Raw genomic sequence first — 21,132 nt, 5'->3', positions numbered from 1 at the left:
CTTGATGTGGAGGATAATAGCATACTGGTGCCAATTTGCCGCCAGGCGTCAAAATGGCACCTTTGGCGCCCTTACGCCCGCGCAGCAATCGGGTTCTGCTGCGGACTGCTCGCGGCATAGGCGCCGTCGCCCAGCAGGGCGTGGACCAGCGACATCGCCATCAGGAAGAGCGGATATTCCCAGCCGCCGCCGGCGCTGGTGAATACCCAGCCGTTCCCGGCGTGGACGTACAGCGCACCCGCCAGCACGGGCAGCAGAAGCAGCGAAACGAGCCTGCCGCGGTAGCCCGCCAGGATGGCGGCGCCCCCAACGATTTCCGCCGCCACCACGGGCCAGGCCAGCCAGCCGGGCAGGCCTTGCGACACGAAGAACTGGCTCGTTCCCGCCATCGTAAATACCAGCACTTTCAACAGCGCGTGCGAGATCCACATTGCACCCAGGCTGACGCGCAGCAGTGCGGCGGCCAGGTCGGGACGGCCTGCGTTCGAAGTTTGCATGATCTTCATCCTTTCAAGGTAATTGCAAATGCAACTAAATCGCATTGTAGTTGCAGATAATTGCAATTGCAACTAAAATTATGCGCATGAAGAAAACGTCCGAAGCGGCGCAGGATTCGTCCTGGCCCTTGTTCCTGACCGCGCATGCTCTGCTCACGGAGCTGATCGAGCGCAGGCTGGCGGAGGCCGATCTGCCGCCGCTGGGGTGGTATGACGTGCTGTGGGCGCTGGAACGTGCGCCGGAACACCGGCTGCGCATGTCGGAACTGGCGCAGCACGTGGTGCTCACGCGCAGCAATTTGACCCGCCTGGCGGACAGGCTGATGGCGGCGGGGCTGCTGTCCCGCGAGCAGGACCTGAACGACCGGCGCGGCGCCTATGCCGTGCTGACGGCGGAGGGAAAGGCGCTGCGCAAAAAAATGTGGCCGCACTATTCGGCGGCCATCGGCGAGCTTTACGACTCGCGCCTGTCGGCGGAAGAGCAGCGCGTGCTGGGCAGCGCGCTGCGCAAGCTTATTTCGGGGGCGCGTTCTTAGAAAAGAACCAGAGCAGGGGCAAGTGCACGCGGCTGGCCCACGATTGCTCGTTGTGGATGCCGCCCTCGTCCTCGTAGTAGTAAAGGTCCTTGCCCTGCTGGTAACCCTGCTTCAGCATCGCATCGCGGAAGAGCTTCGTATCCTCGATGCCGTCCGCCGCGTTGCCCGCGTCGATGTAGAACTGCACCGGCAGATGCGGAGGCGGCGAAGACACGAAGGCGCGCTGGTTCCACCAGAAGGAGCTCGATACGCCGCCCGCCTTGGAGAACACCTGCGGATAGCGCTGCGCGATATAGACCGAAGCGATGCCGCCCAGCGAGGAACCCATGATGGCCGTGTTGCCGCGGTCGGGAAGTGTGCGGAACTCCTTGTCCGCCCAGGGCTTCACGGTCTCCACAATGAAGCGCGCGTAGTCGTCCAGCTTCCCGCCGCCAACGAAAAGGTCGCAGCAGGGGGTATATTCGGAGATGCGGTCCGGCGTGTTGTCGATGCCGACCACGATCACCTCCTTCATCTTGCCGCTGGCGATCAGCCGGTCCGCCACTTCATCGATATTCCATTCCACGCCATAGGCGGCGCTGCGTGCGTCGAACAGATTCTGGCCGTCGTGCATGTAAAGCACCGGATAGCGCTTGCCGGCATTGGCCTCGTAGCCGGGCGGCAGGTAGATGCGCAGCTTGCGCTCGTTGCCCAGTTGCGGCGAGCGGAAACCGTCAACGATCTTCACGGTGCCGTTCGAGGCAGCAGGCGCTTCCTGTGCGGCGAGCGGCATGAGGCGGTAGCCGTGAAGGTCGGTGCGATTGCGCGCGCCGGACTTTCCTCCTGCGTCCGCATAGGCCGCATTCGACTGCAGGTAGCTCATGTTGTAGAAGTCGCTCATCTGCAGCGTGTAGCGGCCCGGCTTGAGCTGGGCGTACAGGGGCGTGGAGTAGGAAGGCTGTTTAGCGTCGGCGGGAGAGTGGGGCATCTGCACCACGCCTTCCGCCACGGTGGCGCCGGATGCATCCCGTACGCGCAGCCACTTCACCCCGTTCGTGATGCCAAGGTTGATCTGGTGCGCGGTGTTGCGATACAGGGCCTGCACCGCGTAGCGGCCTGCCTGTGCAAGCTGCACGGTTTCGCTTCCGCCGGTGGCAATGCCTTGGTCCAGGCACACGGGCGCACTGTGGTGGCTGCGGTTGCCGGAATCGGTGAACACGGCTTCGGCTGCGTAGCAGGCGTTGCCGAGGGCCGGCGTAAGGTCGGTCCAGCTGCTGCCCGAAATGCGTTCCGCGACCAGCTTGCCGTCGCGGTAGATGTTGTAGGCGATGCGGCCACGGTCCGGCAGAACAGTGCCTGCGGCAAGCGGCTCCTTGCCTGAAATGGCAAGAACGGGCTTGCCGCCAACGCGCTTCAGGGAGGCGATCACCGGCTCATGGGGCGCGAACACGGTGCTGTCCTGCTCCAGCACGGGCGCGCCGATACGGGTGATCTCCTGGCGGCCGGGCATCAACTGGCCGAGCGTCACCTCGATCTGGCTGTCGTCTGCAATTTCGCTCCACTTCGCGGGCATGTTGAGCGGTTTGCCATTCTGCGCCACACCCTGCACGAAGTAGTATCCAGCCCTGTTTTCCGCAGGCGGCAGGGCGATCTTTACGCGCAGGCGCTTGCCCTGCAGGACGAGCTGGTCGAGGACGATGGCTTCGCTGCCCTGGAACAGGCCGCCCCGCAGCCGCGAGGTGATGAAGGGCTTGATGTCGATGCCGTCGGTGGTGGTGGAAATGCCGAACATGGTGCCGATCACAGCGCCCAGGTAGCCGCCAACGGACCAGAGCTGGCGGCGCGAATTGACTACCGGGCCGTCCAGCGCTGCCTTGCCCGGGAAGTGCAGCACCGTCTGGCCGGAAAGCCACTCCAGGTTCTCCATGTTCGAAGCGCTGACGGCGGCGCCGCGCAGCAGCGTTTCATACGCGGCATCGGCGACCAGTACATTGCGCGTCATGGCCGCCGCTTTCAGTCCGTAGGCGGTGACGAAGGGCCAGATCGCGCGGTTGTGGTAGACCGGCATGTCCTGCTGCTGGGGCCAGATGACGGGCGCGCCCATGGGGCCATGCGGATAGTGTGCCATGATGCTGCGCGCCTGCTCGGCATCCGCCACGCCGGTGACGATGGCGAGGGACTGGCCCAGCCAGTCGAACTTGTGCAGCGGCGCGCCGTCGAAGTGGCCTGCGGTCAGGCTGCTGTACATGCCTGCGTCGTTCAGCCAGAAGCCCGCATTGATTGCCAGCTTCAGCGCAGCGGCCCAGCCCTTGTATCGTTCCGCCACCGCGGTGTCGCCTGCCTCCTGCGCCAGTTGCGCGGCCAGCGTCAGCGCCTTGTAGTGGCCGACGTTGGTGGACAGGGCCTTGGAAGAGGCCATGCTCGCGAGGTCGCCCGGAATCCAGGATGCGTAAGTCTGGTCGCGCCAGTCGAGGAAGGACTGTTCGCCCCTGTACAGGCCATCGGCGGCATCGTAGGCCGCAATGCGGTCGTTCTCGATGGTGTTGACCAGCGCCTTGAGGGCGGTGGCGGCAAATGCGGCGCGTTCGTTCGCGGGGAGGGCCTTCAGCGCTTCGTCGGCGCCGAAGGCCCAGCTGACGCGGTCCGTGCTCACGGGCCAGCTGCCGCCGCTGCCGGTATCCTGGATGATCTGCAGGCCGTCGGCGGTGCCTGCGGCTTCCGGCGGCTTTGCCGCACCTTCGCGGTAGCCGGAGAGCTTGAACAGGAGGGAGTTGCGTACGCGCTTCGGGTCGAGCATGCCGAGGCCGAGATGGGCGGCGTAGGACAGGTCGCGCGTCCATACGTAGTTCCACTTTTCGCCCGTTTCGAAGCATTCGCAAGGAATTGGCTGGCCGCCGTTGTAGCTGCCGTCGCGAATGGCGGAAACCGAATCCTGCTTCATCTCGTTCACGGCCAGGGCAAAGAGGCCGTCGAAAGGAAGGAAACCGCTGCGCACGCGCGGCAGGTCCGCCCGCTCTGCATAGGTGACCGACTGCGGATCCCCTTCGCGCAGCGCCATGCTGGTGCTGTGGGTATAGCTGCGCAAGGGCGCGGCAGGATCGGGCGAGGCGATGTTGACGGATTCCTGCTTGCCGAAGGCGCCGAACTGCATGGCTTGCGCCGCTGCGTGGCCGGTGCAGGACAGCAGCCCGGCCAGCATCATCATTTGGGTAAGTCTGTTCATTGAAGCTCCAGGATCAATGCCGAACGCGCAGGCAGCGTAATGCTGTCCCGCAGGGGATATTCCTTGCCGCTGATGACATCGCGCCCGCTGCGCACGCCGGCCAGCATTTCGCGGAAACGGCCTGCGTCGAGGGTGACATCCTTTGTATTGCGGTTCAGTGACACCATGACCTTCTTCTTTCCGTCGTAGCGGAAGAACACGTAGCTGTCCTGCTCCGGCCCGAAGTGCATGGTCTTGCCGTGGTGGATGACACCCGCGCCCTTGCGCCAGTTCAGCAGCTTTTTCAGGAAGGCCTGCGCCTCGCGCTGCTGGGCGCTCAGGCCTTCGCCCGTGAAGGCATTGACCTTGTCGCCTGCCCAGCCGCCCGGGAAATCCTGGCGGTAGGATGGATCGTCGCGGCCCTTGGTGGTGCTGGTCATCAGCACTTCGCTGCCGTAATAGAGCTGCGGGATGCGTGGCGCGGTGAGCACGTAGGCCATCGCCATGCGGAAGAGGGCGGGATCGCCGTGCAGGACGCTGAAGGTACGCGCCAGGTCGTGGTTACCTTCGAAGAGCACAAGATTGTGCGCGTCCGGATACAGGTAGTCCATCGACAGGGTTTCGTAGAGGTCCTTCAGGCTCCAGGTTCCATCCGTGTCCGAAAGGGCCTTGCGCAGCACGTCGTTGAGCGGAAAGTCCATCATGCTTGGCATGTAGGAGCGGTAGCCGTCGAAATTCTGCTTGCCGCGCTGCCAGCGCGCCACAATGGGCACATGGTTGCTCCACTCCTCGCCAACGAGGTTGATGTTGGGGTATTCCTGCGTGAGGCGGCGCGACCACTCGGTGAGGAAGTTCACATTGGAGTAGCCGTAGGTATCCACGCGCAGGCCGGAAAGGCCTGCGTACTCGATCCACCAGATGCTGTTCTGGATAAGGTAATTGGCCACATAGGGATTGGCCTGGTTCATGTCCGGCATGCCCTTGCTGAACCAGCCCTCGGTGAAGTTGCGCGCATCCTCCTTGCTGGCGTAAGGATCCTGCGTGGCGACCCGGTGGTGCGCTGTCATCACAGGCTTGCCTTCGTAGCTGATCCAGTCGGGCATGGGCATGTCCTGCATCCACCAGTGCCTGCTGCCGATGTGGTTCAGCACCACGTCCTGGATCACGCCGATGCCCTTCGCCTTTGCCTGCGCCACGAAGCTGCGGTAGTCCTCGTTGCTGCCGAAGCGCTCATCGACCTTGTAATGATTGGTGGAGGCGTAGCCGTGGTAGGAGTAGGCCGGCATGTCGTTCTCCACCAGGGGCGTGGGCCAGATCTGCGTGTAGCCCATGCCTGCCAGGTAGTCCAGGCTTTGCGCCATGCCGCGCAGGTCGCCGCCATGGCGCCCGGAGCCGTTCTTGCGATCCAGCTTGTCCGCCAGGCGCGGCACGCTGTCGTTGGCGGAATCGCCGTTGGCGAAGCGGTCGGGCATGAGGTTGTAGATCACGTCCTCGGGGCCGAAGCCCTTGCGCTGGGCGGAGCCGGGCTCGCGCTCGAGGAGCCGGTAGCGGTAGCTGGCCGCCGTTTTGCCGTCACGGCTGAAGCTGATGTCGAACTGGCCGGGCGCCGCGCTGTCCGCGAGCGCCAGATCGATGAACAGGTAATTCGGGTTGGCCACGCGCGAAACCGCTTCGATGCGCACGCCGGGATAGTTCAGCGCGGGCTGCAGGTCGGCGATATGCGCGCCGTGCACCATCAGCTGCAGCCGCTTGTGCTGCATGCCGCTCCACCAGAAGGCGGGCTCCATGTGCTCGATGCGGTAGCCGCTCGCCTGGGCGGCGGGGGAGAGGGCGGCGGCCATCAGGAAGGCCAGCGCTGTGCGCTTCATGCGTGTCTCCTTATTCTGTTAGTAGCGGAACTACAAACTTGTAGGTTTGCAAGGATGGTACACCAAACTGAGCGGGGTGGCGTGTAGTTCGACTACAAGTGTCCGGAAGCATCTGTGTAGCCTAAATACAACGCAACAGCACCCTTCATAGGGAGAAGGCCAACAAATGCCCGTAGTTTCGCGTAGTCGAGCGGAGCATTTATTGACACTGAATCTAGTTTTAGTACAAAATTCCCACAGGACGTCCAGAAGAACGTCCGTTTGCCTTGGATTCCCGTGTAGTTGAATTAAGCGGATTTGTCGTTGCGCTACGGGAAAATTGATTAATGAGTGAGGGGACTTTATGAAAATTTTCGCGACCGAGCGTAGCTCGCGCACGGCCCTGCAACTGAGCCCGGTAGCCGCTGGCTGCGCCCTGTTCGTTGCAGCACTGGCTAATCCTGCCTATGCCCAGGCCCAATCCACCCCGGCCGCCGATGCGCCGATCGCCACCGTGACCGTGTCGGGCATCCGCCGCGGTATCGAGGACGCCATCTCGGTCAAGAAGGACGCCACCTCCATCGTCGAAGCGATTTCCGCTGAAGACATCGGCAAGCTGCCGGATGTGAGTATCGCGGAATCGATCGCCCGCCTGCCAGGCCTGGCCGCCCAGCGCGTCGCCGGCCGCGCCCAGGTGATCTCCGTGCGCGGCCTGTCGCCCGACTTCGCCACCACGCTGCTGAACGGCCGCGAACAGGTGTCCACCGGCGACAACCGCTCCGTGGAGTTCGACCAGTATCCGTCGGAACTGCTGTCCGGCGTGACCATCTACAAAACCCCTGACTCCGGCCTGATCGGCCAGGGCCTGTCCGGCACCCTCGACCTGCAGACCGTGCGTCCGCTGAACTTCGGCAAGCGCACCGTGGCGCTGAACGTGCGCGGCGAGAAGAACTCCATCGGCCGCATCGCCAACACCGATGCGCTGGGCAACCGCTTCAGCATCAGCTACATCGACCAGTTCCTGGACCGCACCCTGGGTGTGGCCGTGGGCTTCGCTCACCTGGAATCGCCAGTGCTGGCACAGGAAACCGGTATCTACGAACCGTGGAAGACCGATTCCCGTCCCGGCGTTGCCGCCGGCACCACCATTACCGACGGCATCAAGTCGCTGGCACGTTCCGGCTACAACCGCCGCGATGGCCTGATGGGCGTGATCCAGTACCGCCCGAACAAGCAGTGGACCAGCATGGTCGACATGTACGCTTCCATCTTCAAGCATGAAGACACCGCCAACCAGTTCGAAGTGAACCTGGGCGGCTGGAACGGCGGCATCGATCCTGGCCTGCAGTTCACCAACGTCACCAAGAACGGCAACGCCATTGGCAGCGCCACCGCCAACAACGTCTACCCGCTGGTGCGCGGCATGTACACCAACCGCCGCGACGATATCCGCGCCATCGGCTGGAACAACGAAGTGCGCATGGACGGCTGGAGCCTGGTGGCCGACGCTTCCTGGTCCAAGGCCAAGCGCGATGAGCTGAGCCTCGAAAACAACCTGCAGCTGGGCGCCACCAACAGCGCCGCTTCGCTGGACAACCTGAACCTGACGTTCACCTCCGGCGGCTTCCCGCAGATGGTGCCGACCCGCCGCACCTACAGCGATCCGGCCCAGCTCTACGTGAAGGGCACGATCTACGGTTCCGGCTACGGCAAGACCCCGTTCGTGGAAGACGAGCTGAAGAGCTTCAAACTGGCCGCCAATATCCAGGCAACCGGCGCACTGGAGAAGTGGTTCTCCGGCTTCGACGTGGGCTTCAACTACGCGAACCGCGAGAAGGCCAAGGACCAGCCGGAAGGCGGCATCAACCTGGTGGGCAACCCGACCACGATTTCGTCCGACCTGCTGTATCCATCGGTGGGCCTGGGCTTCGCCGGTGTCGGCACCATCCCGGCATGGAACGTTCCAGCCGTGGTCTCCAAGTACATGAGCTTCAAGCCGACTTCGACCGAGAGCTACCTGATCTCGAAGAGCTGGCTGGTGTCCGAGAAGATCAGCACCGCCTTCTTCAAGGCGAACATCGATCATGACCTGGGCGACGTGACCCTGCGCGGCAATATCGGCGTGCAGGCGCAGCACACCAAGCAGTTCTCCGATGCGAACTACTGGGATGGCACCGCGCCTGCCGGCAAGCAGGTCAAGCCTGTCCACGACGGCAAGACCTACACCGACTACCTGCCAAGCATGAACCTGGCCTTCGGCCTGCAGAACGACCAGACCGTGCGTGTGGCGCTGGCCAAGCAGCTTGCACGTCCGCGCGTCGACCAGCTGCGTTCCGCCCTGGACTTCGGCGTGAGCGAAACCACCTTCAAGCCGGGTGCGAGCGGCGGCAATGCGCAGCTGGATCCATGGCGCGCAAAGGCGTTCGACCTGTCGTATGAGAAGTACTTCGGCAAGAAGGCCTACCTGGCTGCCGCGTTCTTCTACAAGAAGCTGGATACCTACATCTTCACGCAGACGAAGACCTACGACTTCTCGAAGTTCATTCCTGGCACCATCGCCAATACGCAGTTCGGCGACTACAAGGCGCCGTACAACGGCAACGGCGGCAAGATGAAGGGCCTGGAACTGTCCGGTTCCCTGCCTCTGAACATGGTGACCCCGGCGCTGGACGGCTTCGGCGTGATCGCTTCGGCGAGCTACAACGATTCCGACATCACGATCGAGGACGACGGCTCCAACATCGGCCAGCACATCCCGCTGCCAGGCCAGTCGAAGCACGTGTACAACCTGACCATGTACTACGAGAAGAACGGCTTCGAAACCCGTATCTCGCAGCGCAAGCGTTCGGACTTCGTGGGTGAGATCGGCAACTTCGCAGCGGAACGCACCCTGCGCTACGTCGTCGGCGAGAACGTGATCGACTTCCAGATCGGTTACAACTTCAACGACGGCCCGCTGAAAGGCCTGGGCCTGGTGCTGCAGGCGAACAACCTGCGCAACGCCGCCTACGAAACCTACAACGGCAACCGCAACCAGCAGCTGGAGTACCAGAAGTACGGCCGCACCATCCTGCTGGGCGCAAGCTACAAGTTCTGATTCCGGAACTGAACGGCCAAAGAAAAACCCCGCCGCGCAAGCGGCGGGGTTTTTTGTTTGATGCTGCGTTTACTTTGCCTGCGCAGCGAGCTGCCTGTTCTGCTCATCGAGCCACGCCTTCAGCGGCGCGAAGTAGTCGAGCAGGGCCTGGCCGTCGATGCGGTCTTCGCCGCTGATGGCTTTCAGCGCTTCCGGCCATGGCTTGCTGACGCCCATTTCCAGCATCGCCTGCAGCTTCTTGCCTGCCTTCTCGTTGCCGTAGATCGAGCACTGGTGCAGCGGGCCGGTATAGCCAGCCTCGCGGCACAGCGCGCGGTGGAACTGGAACTGCAGCAGGTCGGCGAGGAAGTAGCGGGCATAGGGCACGTCCGCAGGCACGTGGTACTTGGCGCCCGCGTCGAAGCCGTTGGGCAGCGCAGGCGCGGGACGCTTCACGCCCATGTACTGCTCGCGCAGCTGCCACCAGGTCTTGTCGTAGTCGGCAGGCTGGGTCTTGCCGCTGTAGACGTCCCAGCGCCACTTGTCCACGGAATAGGCAAAGGGCAGGATCGCCACTTTCGACAAGGCGCGGCGCAGCAGCTCGCCGATATCGGCCTTCGGGTCGGGCGCCTCGTTCATCAGGCCGACCTGCTTCAGATAGCTCGGCGTGATGGACAGCGCCACCGTGTCGCCGATCGCTTCATGGAAGCCGTCGTTCGCGCCGTTGCGGAACAGGACGGGCTGGTTCTGGTAACCCAGGAAGTAGTAGACGTGGCCCAGCTCGTGATGAATCACCGTGAAGTCTTCGGCGGTAGGGTTGATGCACATCTTGATGCGCACGTCATCCTTGCCGTCGATAGGCCATGCGGAAGCGTGGCAGACCACGTCGCGGTCGCGCGGCTTGGTCAGCAGCGAACGTTCCCAGAAGGAGGCGGGGAGTTTCTGCATGCCGAGCGAGGTGTAGAAGCGCTCCGCATACTGGGTCATCTCCTTCGCCGTGGTCTTGCGCTCCTCCAGCACCTTGCTCAGGTCAAAGCTGCTCGCGCCTTGCTCGGGCTTCAGCAGGGGATAGATATTGTCCCAGGTCTGGCTCCACATATTGCCGAACAGGTGGGCGGGAACGGGGCCCGTAGGCGGCACCACGTCCGGCCCGTAGGCGGCGCGCAGCTTGTGGCGGGCGTAGGTGTGCAGCGAGTCGTACAGGGGCTTCACCTGCTGCCACAGGCGCTCCATCTCCGCGGCGAAAGCTTCCGGAGGCATGTCGTACTGGGAGCGCCACAGGGAACCGGTGTCCGCAAAGCCCATCTCGCGCGCGCCCTTGTTCGAGAGCTGGACGAAATCGGCGTAGCGCTGCTTGTACGAAGCAGCCTGCATATGCCAGCCCGACCAGGCGTCCAGCAGCTTGGCCGGATCGCGGCTCGTGGCCAGGATCTTTTCCAGCTCGCCCAGCGGCATGCATGCCGCTTCGCTGCCGTCCGCATTCTTCGGGCAGTACTTGGCCTTGCCGTAGGCGCCCGTCAGGGCGGCGCGCGCGCTGGCATAGGCGGCTCGGTCCTTGGGGTCGGACAGCATGAGGCTCAGCTGCAGCAGCTTGAGCTTGCGCTGCTCGTCGGGTTTCAGTTTCAGGCCGTTGTAGCGGCGCGCCTGGAGGGCGGCTTCGCCACTGGCCGTGAGCGCCAGTTCGCCAAAGTAGGCGGCGATGGCTTCCGTATCGTCCGTAATGAAGTTCGAGCCAACCCACTCGGCGCGAGCCTGGTCCAGATTCAGCTTGTCGAACTTTGCTTCCGTGCTTGCCAGGAAGCGCTGCGCTTCCGCAGCATTGGGTTTTGCCGTGGCAGGTGCTGCATTGGCATAGGCGGCGCTCAGTGCGAGCGACACCGCTACTGCGATGGTTTGTTTCATCGTTATGGTCTCCTCAGGTATGAAGCTGGGCGCTAATATAACTGAATCCGGACTGTTTTCCTCAGCCGGAATCTGTCATGCTCCTGGCATCGATACCAATAACGCCTTTCGAGACCGATGGAATTCAAACAGCTTGCTCCACTGGCCGCATTGCTGGCCGCCTTCCCCGCCTTTTCCCAGAGCGCCAACCGCCACTTCGAGGGGTTCCGTGCCAGCAGCAATGTGCTGGAAATCGTCACCAGCGACGGCCGATACCTGATCAAGCCGTATTCCGCCACCGTCGTCGAAACGACCTTCGTGCCGAAAGGCGAGAGCGCGATCGATGCATCGCATGCGGTGATCCTCGCGCCTTCGGCCACCGCAGCCCTGCGCGAATCGCCCGGCCGGATTGAGTTCGCCACATCCGGCATCGTGGTCACGGTGGAGAAGAGTCCTTTCCGCATCAGCTACGCCTACAAGGGCCGGCCGCTGGTGGCGGAGAAGTCGGGCTATGCAAAGGCGGACGGGATGGAAACCATCGAGTTCGCGCTGGACGATGGCGAGGCCCTGTATGGAGCCGGGGCCCGCGCGGTGGGCATGAACCGCCGGGGCAACCGCTTCCAGCTGTATAACAAGGCGCACTACGGCTACGGCAGCCGTTCGGAGCTGCTGAACTTCACGATCCCGATGGCGCTCTCCTCGAAGAAGTACGCCATCCATTTCGACAATCCGCAGATCGGCTATCTCGATTTCGACAGCCGCAGGAACGGCACGCTGCGCTACGAGACCATTGGCGGCCGCAAGACCTACCAGGTGATCGCGGGCGAGCAATGGGCCGATGTCATGGCTGCCTACACCAGCCTCACGGGCCGCCAGCCGCTCCCGCCGCGCTGGACCTTCGGCAATTTCGCGAGCCGCTTCGGCTACCACACGGAGGCGGAAACGCGCGCCGTGGTGGACAAGTTCGTCGCCGAGAAGATCCCGCTGGATGCTGTGGTGCTCGATCTCTACTGGTTCGGCAAGGAAGTGAAGGGCACCATGGGCAACCTGGCCTGGGACCGCGACAGCTTCCCCAACCCGGAAGGCATGATGGCGGACCTGGCGAAGAAGGGCGTGAAGACGGTGGTCATCACCGAGCCCTTCGTGCTCACCACGTCGAAGCGCTGGCAGGAAGCCGTGGACCGCAAGGCGCTGGCCACCACGAAAGACGGCAAGCCCTACACCTACGATTTCTTCTTCGGGAACACCGGCTTGATCGACATCTACAGCCAGCAGGGCAAGGACTGGTTCTGGGATATCTACAAGGACCTGAAGAAGGGCGGCGTTACCGGCTGGTGGGGCGACCTGGGCGAGCCGGAAGTGCATCCTTCCGCTCTTCAGCATGCGGTGGGCAGCGCCGACCAGGTGCACAATATCTACGGCCACGACTGGGCGCGCCTCATCGCCGAGGGCTACGCGAAGGAGTTCCCGAAGGAGCGACCGTTCATCCTGATGCGGGCGGGATATTCCGGCTCGCAGCGTTTCGGCATGATTCCCTGGTCCGGCGACGTAAGCCGCAGCTGGGGCGGTTTGCAGTCGCAGATGGAGATCGCGCTGCAGATGGGCATGCAGGGCATGGCCTATATGCATTCGGACCTGGGCGGGTTCGCATCGCCGGTGCTGGACGACGAGCTCTATGTGCGCTGGCTGCAGTACGGCGTGTTCCAGCCCGTGTTCCGTCCTCACGCGCAGGAGGAAGTTCCTGCGGAACCGGTGTTCCGCGAAGGCGCGGCCAAGAAGCTGGCTGCGGAGGCGGTACGCCTGCGCTATGCCATGCTGCCCTATAACTACACGGCGGCGTTCGAGAACAGCCGCACCGGCATGCCGCTGATGCGTCCCATTCTGTTCGAGGAGCCTGACAGCGGCGACGCAGCGGCCATGTCCTCCACCTACCTGTGGGGCAGCGATTTCCTCGTGTCGCCCATCGTGGAGCCGGGCGCGCTGCGCAAGGAAGTCTATTTCCCCAACAAGGGTTCGATGTGGTTCGACTTCTATACGGACAAGCCCCACCGCGGCGGCATTACCGAGGTGGTGCCCGCGGTGGCCGAGCATATCCCGGTGTTCGTGCGCGCGGGCGCCTTCATCCCACTGGCGAAGCCTGTGCAGTCCACGCGCGACTACTCCACCCGCCATATCGACCTGCACTACTACCATGACGCCAGCGTCAGCTCCTCCACCGGCAAGCTGTATGACGACGACGGCGAAACCGCGCAGGCCTACGAGCAGGGCCAGTACGAGATCGTCCGCTTCAACAGCGCGGCGGCGCCCGGCGAACTCACGCTGACGCTGAGGACTGAAGCCGGCAAGGCATGGAAGCCGGTCTCGCGCGGCTATACGGTGCAGGTGCATAACGTGGCGTCCCGCCCGAAGCGCGTGGCGATCGGCCAGCGAGGTGCGGACTTCCAGTGGGATGCGAAACGCAAACTGCTCACAGTGCAGGTCCCAGCTGCCGCCGCCGCGGAGACCCGCATCTCGGTAGCGCTGTAGATTCTGTAGTTGGCAAGGCGAAAGTCTGTTGTTTGACTACAGACTTTCACGCTGTGCCCCGGAAAAGAGCGGTTTGCTCGATTGACATGCGAAATGGCGCATGTTATTTTGCTACAAATTGACCTGCGCACTCAGCCGCAGATAACGGGGACACGGTAGATGCAATCTTCTTCCATCAAGCCCAGGCTGTCGTTCTGGCAGCTCTGGAACATGAGCTTTGGTTTCTTCGGCATCCAGTTCGGCTTCGCGCTGCAGAACGCGAACACCAGCCGGATCTTCTCCACGCTGGGCGCGAACCAGGACGAGCTTCCGCTGCTGTGGCTTGCGGCGCCGGTCACCGGCCTGCTGGTGCAGCCCATCATCGGCTACCTGAGCGACAACACCTGGCACGCGAAATGGGGCCGCCGCCGTCCCTTCTTCTTCCTTGGGGCACTTCTCGCTTCCATTGCCCTGTTCCTGATGCCGAATTCAACGGCCTTGTGGATGGCCGCTGCCGTGCTGTGGATGATGGACGCCGCGATCAATATCTCGATGGAGCCTTTCCGCGCCTTCGTCGGCGACAAGCTCGATGCCTCGCAGCAGACGGCCGGCTTCGCGATGCAGACCTTCTTCATCGGCTGCGGCGCCGTGATTGCCTCGCTGCTGCCAACCCTCTTCGCCTGGGTTTTCCACGTCAGTAACGAGGCGGTGAACGGCAGCATTCCCGACACGGTGCGCTACTCCTTCTATGCGGGCGGCGCCGTGTTCTTCTTCTCCGTGCTGTGGACGGTGCTTACGAGCTCCGAGAACCCGCCCGAGAATCTGGAGCAGTTCCGCGCAGAGCGCGCGGCATCGCGCGGCCTTGGCCATGCGCTGAAGGATATCTTCAGCGGCTTCCGCCGCATGCCCAAGACCATGGTGCAGCTGGCGTTCGTGCAGTTCTTCACCTGGATCGCCCTGTTCGCCATGTGGATCTACACCACCAGCGCTGTGGCGGACAATGTATTCGGCACTACCGACGCCCAGTCCTCGCTGTACCAGGAGGCGGGCAACTGGGTAGGGACCATGTTCGCGGTGTATAGCGGCGTATCCGCGCTCGCGGCCTTCGTGCTGCCGGTGTTCGCGCGCGCCTTCAGCCGCAAGCTGGTGCACACCGTCTGCCTCCTCATCGGCGGCCTGAGTCTCATCAGCATCTTCCTCATCACGGACAAGCATATGCTGCTGCTGCCGATGGCGGGCGTGGGCGTGGCCTGGGCCAGCATCCTGACCATGCCCTACGCGATTCTGGCCGGCGCGCTGCCCGCCCACCGCATGGGCTACTACATGGGCGTGTTCAACTTCTTCGTCGTGATCCCGCAGATCGTCAGCGGCATCGTGCTGGGCTTCTTCATCAAGCACGTGTTCAACGGCCACGCGGCCAGCACGCTGGTGCTGGGCGGTATCTCGATGGCGCTGGCCGGAGTGCTGACCGTGTTCGTGAAAGATTCGGCCAAACCGGCGGGTTAAGCGCGCGCCGCCGCACGATTGTTCGGGGTAAAAAGGCGGTTGCGCCGGCGCTCATCGGGCGGCCGGCAAGACCACCCACTCGGAGCGAACATGGCAATCCAAACGGTATCCAGCACACCCATTCCAGGCCAGCGGCCCGGAACCTCCGGCCTGCGGAAGAAGGTGAGCGTCTTCCGACAGCCCCACTACCTCGAAAACTTCGTCCAGAGCCTGTTCGATACGCTGGGCGGCCTCGCGGGCAAAACCCTCGTTCTCGGCGGCGATGGCCGCTTCCACAACCGCAGCGCTATCCAGACCATACTGAAGATGGCCGCAGCCAACGGAGTGGGGCGCGTGCTGGTGGGACAGGGCGGCATTCTCTCCACGCCCGCCGCCAGCTGCGTGATCCGCAAGCGCGAGGCGCTGGGCGGCATTGTGCTCTCGGCCAGCCACAATCCCGGCGGACCGGACGGCGACTTCGGCATCAAGTACAACATCTCCAACGGCGGCCCCGCACCGGAATCCGTGACGGAAGCCGTGTACGCCCGCAGCGAGACGATCAACTCCTACCGCATCAGCGACGCGCCGGATATCGACATCGATACCGTTGGCACACTCCTGCTGGAGCAGATGCAGGTGGAAGTGATCGACCCGGTGGCCGACTATGCGGAACTGATGCAGCGCCTCTTCGATTTCGACGCCATCCGCAAGCTGTTTGCGGGCGGCTTCACCATGTGCTTCGACGCCATGCACGCGGTATCCGGGCCTTACGCCAAGGCGATCATCGAGGGCATGCTGGGCGCGCCGCAGGGCACCGTCATCAACGCCGTGCCGCTCGAGGATTTCGGCGGCCTGCATCCCGATCCCAACCCCGTGAACGCTGCCCAGCTGATCGAACTGATGGCCGGGGTGGACGCACCCGACTTCGGCGCCGCATCGGATGGCGATGCGGACCGCAACATGATCGTCGGCCGCAAGTTCGACGTCACACCCTCGGACAGCCTGGCAGTGCTGGCGGCCAACGCCACTGTGGCGCCGGGCTACCGCGACGGCATCAAGGGCATAGCGCGTTCGATGCCGACTTCCCGCGCTGCCGACCGGGTAGCCGAGGCGCTGGGTGTGCCCTGCTACGAAACGCCGACCGGCTGGAAATACTTCGGAACCCTGCTCGACGCAGGCAAGGCCACGCTGTGCGGCGAGGAAAGCTACGGCACCGGCTCGAACCACGTGCGCGAGAAGGACGGCCTGTGGGCCGTGCTGTTCTGGCTCAACCTCATTGCCGTAACGGGCAAGTCCGTGCAGCAGATCGTCGCTTCGCATTGGGCGCGCTTCGGGCGCAACTACTATTCGCGGCACGACTACGAAGGCATCGACGCTGGCGCGGCGAATATCCTGATGGACGATTTGCGCGTGAAGCTCGCCAACCTGGCGGGCCAGGACATGAACCACTACACGGTGGCGTTCGCGGACGATTTTTCCTACACCGATCCCGTGGACGGATCGCAGGCGCACAAGCAGGGCGTCCGTATCGTCATGACGGATGGATCGCGTATCGTGTACCGGCTCTCCGGCACCGGTACGGAAGGCGCCACGCTGCGCGTTTACCTCGAACGCTACGAGGCCGATCCGTCCATGCACAACATCCCAACGCAGCAGGCCCTGGCCGCGCTGATCGCCATTGCGGACAGCGTTGCCAACATTGCTGCCAACACGGGGCGGAGCAATCCGTCCGTTATCACCTGAAAGGAAAGGCCGCATGAAGTTGACTCCCATCGCACTGTCCGTTTTGCTGGCTGCCACTTGCGGCGCCGCACTGGCAGCAAAACCAAAGCCCTTCGCATGGGAGAATGCGACCATCTACTTCCTGCTCACCGACCGTTTCAGCAACGGCGATCGCGGCAACGACCTGGCCTACCACCGCAAGGCGGATGCCGCGCCGCTGCGCGGCTACATGGGCGGGGATTTCAAAGGCCTGACGGCAAAAATCAAGGAAGGCTACTTCGACAGCCTGGGCGTGAACGCCATCTGGACCACGCCGCCCGTCGAGCAGATTCACGCTGGCACTGACGAAGGCACGGGCAAGTCCTACGGCTTCCACGGCTACTGGGCCCGCGACTGGACCGCCATCGACGCCAACCTGGGCACCGAAAAGGACTTCCGCGACTTCGTGGAAGCTGCGCACGCGCGCGGCATCCGCGTGCTGCTGGACGTGGTGATGAACCATACCGGCCCGGTGACGGAGGAAGATCCGGTCTGGCCATCCGACTGGGTACGCACCAGCCCTCAATGCCAGTACAAGGACGTTCCCACCACCGTCAGCTGCACGCTGGTGAAGAACCTGCCGGACGTGCTGACCGACAGCGAAAAGCCTGTTGCGCTGCCGGAGGCTCTGGCGGCGAAATGGAAAGCGGAAGGGCGCTACGAGCGCGAGGTGAAGGAGCTGGACGACTTCTTCGCCCGCACCGGCTATCCGCGTGCACCGCGCTACTACCTGATGAAGTGGCATGCCGACTGGGTGCGCAAGTACGGCATCGACGGCTTCCGCGGGGACACCGTCAAGCATACGGAGCCCGGCGTATGGAAGGAGCTGCGTACTGTAGCCGAAGCGGCCTACGAGGACTGGAAGAAGGCCAACCCGAAGAAGGTGCTCGGCGACGGCAAGTTCTACATGACGGCGGAGGTCTACAACTACGCCATCGCGCATGGCCAGGAATTCGACATGGGCGGCGGCGAGAAGGCCAACTTCTACCAGAACGGTTTCGACAGCCTGATCAACTTTGGCCTGATCCATGACGCCAAGGGCGATTACGAGAGCCTGTTCAGCAAATACTCGGCGCTGCTGAATGGACCTTTGAAAGGCTACTCGGTGCTGAACTATCTGGACTCGCACGACGACGGCAACCCCTTCGACGGTGCGCGCCACAAACCTTTTGAGAGCGCCAACAAGCTGCTGCTCGCCCCGGGCGCCGCCCAGATCTACTACGGCGACGAGACTGCGCGCCGGCTTGACGTGGCCGAGGCTGTGGGCGACGCGAAGCTGCGCTCCTTCATGAACTGGGACGACCTGAAACGCAACGCGCAGCGGGAAGGCTACAAGACAGCCGCGGTTCGCCAGCACTGGAGCAAGCTGGGTCTCTTCCGCCAGCAGCACCTCGCCATCGGCGCGGGCGTCCACGAGAAGCTGGCTGACAAGCCCTACACCTTCAAGCGCACGCTGGGCGAGGACAAGGTGGTGGTGGCGCTCGATGTGCCGACCGGCCAGCCGGTGGACATTACGGTCGGCGGCGTGTTCGCGGACGGCACGCGCGTGAAGGACGGATATTCCGGCGCCAGCTACACGGTGCGCAAAGGAGTTGTGCGCACCAGCGGCAAGTTCAACACCGTCCTTCTCGCGAAATAATCCTTACTCCACGAAGACGACGGCAGTACGGGGCGGGACGGTGAAACGCCCCGTGGCGCTGTCGTAGCGCGCGCTGGCTGCGCGCTTGTCCGCTGCTTCCTTGCTTGAGTGGACAGGGTGCAGTCGGTACGCCATGCCGGTATCGGCCGGAATGATCGCCTCCTCCTTGCCCACGTTGATCAGGTAAACCAGCGATTTGAACCTGGCGCCGGCGTCTCCCGTGCCGTCGATGCGCGCTGCGACAACGGTTGGCACCTGCTCCGGTCCCGTATTGAGGAAATGCAGGCGCTGGCCGATATCGTCCGCCGTGCGCAGGCGGAACAAGGTGCTGCTGTCGCGGATCCGGAGAAGATCGCGGAAGGCGTCGCGGGTGAAGGCGATATCCACAGGCGAGGGTTTCAGTTGCGCGTCCGCCAGCAGTGGCTTGAGGAGCGCGTAGTCCTTGCCGTTGTCCGCTGCTGGCGGGAGGCCGGTCCCGAAGTAATTGTGCTGGTAGCTCCAGTCCAGGCGGTTGAACCAGTCGCCGGACTCGAAGCTGTTGCGGTCGAGCGATTTGGAGCGCAGGATGTCGAAGCCAGCGTGGTAGTAGGCCACGCCCTGGCTAAAGGCGTTGATCGCCGCAGCGAGCACCTGAACGCGGGCGCGATCCGCCGTACTGGTTGCGCGGGGCAGGCGCAGGACGTTGAGGTCATACAGCGTCTGGTTGTCGTGATTCTCCACATAGTTCACGACTTCGCCGGGCTGGCTTGCGTAACCGGCAGGCTGGCCGCCGCCGTACACCATGGCTTGCAGCTCCCGCACCTCTCCCGTATGCGTGCGAAGGCGGTAGCTGCGCACGGAACCCGCTAGTCCAACCTTCACCATGTCCGCCGCGTTCAGAAGTTCCTCGCGACTGTGGGCCCCATGGCCGTTGGGGTCGTAGAAGAGGCCATTGATATAGCCCTGCTGCGAAAACATCTTCTCGCCTGAATCGCCTGCCCCGCCGCCGCGCACGGCGTCCCTGCCACGGTCGCTGAAGGTGCCGATGCCTGTGCCATTCAGCGACAGCTGCGAAGCCTGCGCGAAGCGCGCGCCGTTCGCCACCTCGCCGAAGTTCCAGCCCTCGCCAATCAGGTTGACGTGGCGCCCAGCCGCCTTGTTAACGCGCTCCTGGAGAGCCAGCATGGCCTCGCGCGGCTGGTGGCCCATCAGGTCGAAGCGGAAGGAATCGATCTTGTAATGCCGGGCCCACAGCTCGGCGGAATCAATCATGAGCTTGGCCATCATGCGGTTTTCGGTAGCCGTGTTGAAGCAGCAGGTGGACTGCTCGATCTCGCCGCGGGCATTACGGCGGTGGTAGTAGCCCGGAACGATGCGGTCCAGGACAGAGGCTTCCTCCTGGCCCGCGCGATAGGTGTGGTTATAGACCACGTCCATGCCGACGCGCAGCCCCGCCTTGTGCAGCGCCATCACCATCTCGCGGAACTCCACGATGCGGCGCGCGCCATCGGCGGCGTCCGTGCTGTAGCTCCCTTCCGGCGCACTGTAGTGATAGGGATCGTAGCCCCAGTTGTAGCAGTCCTTCAGCATGGAGCGCGCAATGAGCGCCTGCTGCTCCTCGCTGTCTGGCGCGCCCGCAGGTGCGGGCGACACGCAGCCGTGCTCCGGAATGCTGCCGATGTCATAGACCGGCAGCAGGTGAACGTCGGTCATCCCCGCCCTGGCGAGCGCAATGAGGTGGCGCATCCCCGCCGAAGAGGTTTCCTTGAACGCCGTGTACTTGCCGCGGTTCGCGGCGCTGACCGCCGGGTCGTTGATCGAGAAGTCACGCACATGCAGCTCGTAGATCGACATGTCCGGCTGAGCCTTTACGTTGAGCGGTGCGCGCGACGCATCCCAGCCTGCGGGCTTGAGGCTGGAGTCGTTCAGGTCGCCGATGTAGCTGCGCTTCGAATCGCTTGTGAGGCTGATCGAATAGGGATCGGTGACGAGGTTGCGGACCAGTCCCGCCGCTGGCGTGAAGACGTCCAGCGCATACTTGTAATACCTGCCCTTCGCGGGTGCGGGAATGCTGGCCGACCAGATGCCGGTTTTCGCATCCATGCGCATCGGCGCGACCCTGCTGGCCGAAGACGTGCCGGTATCGTAAATGCAGACGGCCACGTTGCGCGCTGTGGGAGCCCAGAGCTTGAATACCGCGCCGGACCGGCTCAGCGTCACGCCCAGCGCCCGTTCGTTCTCCGCTGATGAATAGATGTCATCCAGCGCCCCCGCAATCTGAAGGGCGGTCGATTCCAGCACGATTCCGTTCGCATCCTCGCGTACGAGAAGGAGCTGGCTGCCGAGCAGTTTCGGATCGATGGCAGCGGAGAGAAGGGGGCCCTCTCCAGCAAAACGGAAGCGCTGCGGCACTGTGCCTTCGGCAATCGGCAGGGACAATGCTCCGTCCGCGCCCTCAACCTGCTTGCCAACTCCGGCCTGCAGGGCTGCCTCCGCCGAATGATAGAGCTTGAACTGTCCTTCCTTGCCCGCGCCCGGCCATATGATAGTTCGGCCATCCAGCCACAAAGCGCGCGCCTCCATGGAGGGCGCCGCGTGCAGGACGGTGGCGAAGGGGCCATTGCAAACTGCCAGCTGGGGCGCCGCGTAGGCGTTGTCGAGCGGCGCGGCCAACGCCGCAATAGTGATGAAGTGGGCGAGGGGTTTGATGGCCAGTCTCCAGAAGGAATGCGCTGGCCGGTATGT

11 protein-coding genes are annotated in these 21,132 nt (G+C 63.5%); 6 read left to right on the top strand and 5 right to left on the bottom strand.

The features are described 5' to 3' along the window. Window positions 1–71: 71 nt before the first annotated feature. Window positions 72–497 (bottom strand): DoxX family protein, encoded by a 426-nt coding sequence (locus LSQ66_RS16520; protein WP_231766284.1) that lies wholly within the window; start codon window positions 495–497, stop codon window positions 72–74. 86 nt (window positions 498–583) lie between these two features. Here LSQ66_RS16520 and LSQ66_RS16515 point away from each other — a divergent pair, with 86 nt between their 5' ends. After that, the gene (locus LSQ66_RS16515; protein WP_231766283.1) at window positions 584–1,033 is read left to right on the top strand and encodes a MarR family winged helix-turn-helix transcriptional regulator; all 450 of its coding nucleotides are present in this window, start codon (window positions 584–586) and stop codon (window positions 1,031–1,033) included. Here LSQ66_RS16515 and LSQ66_RS16510 read toward each other — a convergent pair. Beyond that, window positions 1,011–4,235 (bottom strand): alpha/beta hydrolase-fold protein, encoded by a 3,225-nt coding sequence (locus tag LSQ66_RS16510; RefSeq protein ID WP_231766282.1) that lies wholly within the window; start codon window positions 4,233–4,235, stop codon window positions 1,011–1,013. The genes LSQ66_RS16515 and LSQ66_RS16510 overlap by 23 nt on opposite strands. Further along, window positions 4,232–6,082, bottom strand: coding sequence for a glycoside hydrolase family 13 protein (locus LSQ66_RS16505; protein WP_231766281.1), 1,851 nt, complete (start codon window positions 6,080–6,082; stop codon window positions 4,232–4,234). Before LSQ66_RS16505 ends, LSQ66_RS16510 begins: the two co-directional genes overlap by 4 nt. Before the next feature lie 343 nt (window positions 6,083–6,425). Between LSQ66_RS16505 and LSQ66_RS16500 the strand changes: the two genes are divergently transcribed. Continuing rightward, entirely contained in the window at window positions 6,426–9,158 is a 2,733-nt protein-coding gene (locus LSQ66_RS16500; protein ID WP_231766280.1) for a TonB-dependent receptor, read from the top strand. 69 nt (window positions 9,159–9,227) lie between these two features. On the opposite strand, the gene LSQ66_RS16495 is transcribed toward LSQ66_RS16500, so the two are convergent. Beyond that, window positions 9,228–11,039 carry a M2 family metallopeptidase gene (locus LSQ66_RS16495; RefSeq protein ID WP_231766279.1) on the bottom strand — a complete coding sequence of 604 codons (1,812 nt, stop codon included), beginning with the start codon at window positions 11,037–11,039 and terminating at the stop codon, window positions 9,228–9,230. A gap of 117 nt (window positions 11,040–11,156) precedes the next feature. Between LSQ66_RS16495 and LSQ66_RS16490 the strand changes: the two genes are divergently transcribed. The 4 genes from LSQ66_RS16490 (at window position 11,157) to LSQ66_RS16475 (ending at window position 18,408) form a co-directional block, all read left to right on the top strand. Continuing rightward, window positions 11,157–13,544 (top strand): glycoside hydrolase family 31 protein, encoded by a 2,388-nt coding sequence (locus LSQ66_RS16490; RefSeq protein ID WP_231766278.1) that lies wholly within the window; start codon window positions 11,157–11,159, stop codon window positions 13,542–13,544. Between the two features lie 159 nt (window positions 13,545–13,703). Further along, on the top strand, window positions 13,704–15,029 hold the full coding sequence (locus LSQ66_RS16485; RefSeq protein WP_231766277.1) for an MFS transporter: 1,326 nt from the start codon (window positions 13,704–13,706) through the stop codon (window positions 15,027–15,029). A gap of 90 nt (window positions 15,030–15,119) precedes the next feature. Then, window positions 15,120–16,751, top strand: a complete 1,632-nt coding sequence (locus LSQ66_RS16480) for an alpha-D-glucose phosphate-specific phosphoglucomutase (RefSeq protein ID WP_231766276.1) — start codon at window positions 15,120–15,122, stop codon at window positions 16,749–16,751. Between the two features lie 13 nt (window positions 16,752–16,764). Next, entirely contained in the window at window positions 16,765–18,408 is a 1,644-nt protein-coding gene (locus LSQ66_RS16475; RefSeq protein WP_231766275.1) for an alpha-amylase family glycosyl hydrolase, read from the top strand. Between the two features lie 3 nt (window positions 18,409–18,411). On the opposite strand, the gene LSQ66_RS16470 is transcribed toward LSQ66_RS16475, so the two are convergent. Beyond that, window positions 18,412–21,060, bottom strand: coding sequence for an alpha-1,6-glucosidase domain-containing protein (locus tag LSQ66_RS16470; RefSeq protein WP_231766274.1), 2,649 nt, complete (start codon window positions 21,058–21,060; stop codon window positions 18,412–18,414). Window positions 21,061–21,132: the final 72 nt, after the last annotated feature.

The sequence above is a fragment of the Massilia endophytica genome, assembly GCF_021165955.1.
Taxonomy (GTDB): Bacteria; Pseudomonadota; Gammaproteobacteria; order Burkholderiales; family Burkholderiaceae_D; genus Rugamonas; species Rugamonas endophytica.
Note: the sequence above shows the minus strand (reverse complement) of the source record. Positions and strands in the feature narration are given on the sequence as shown.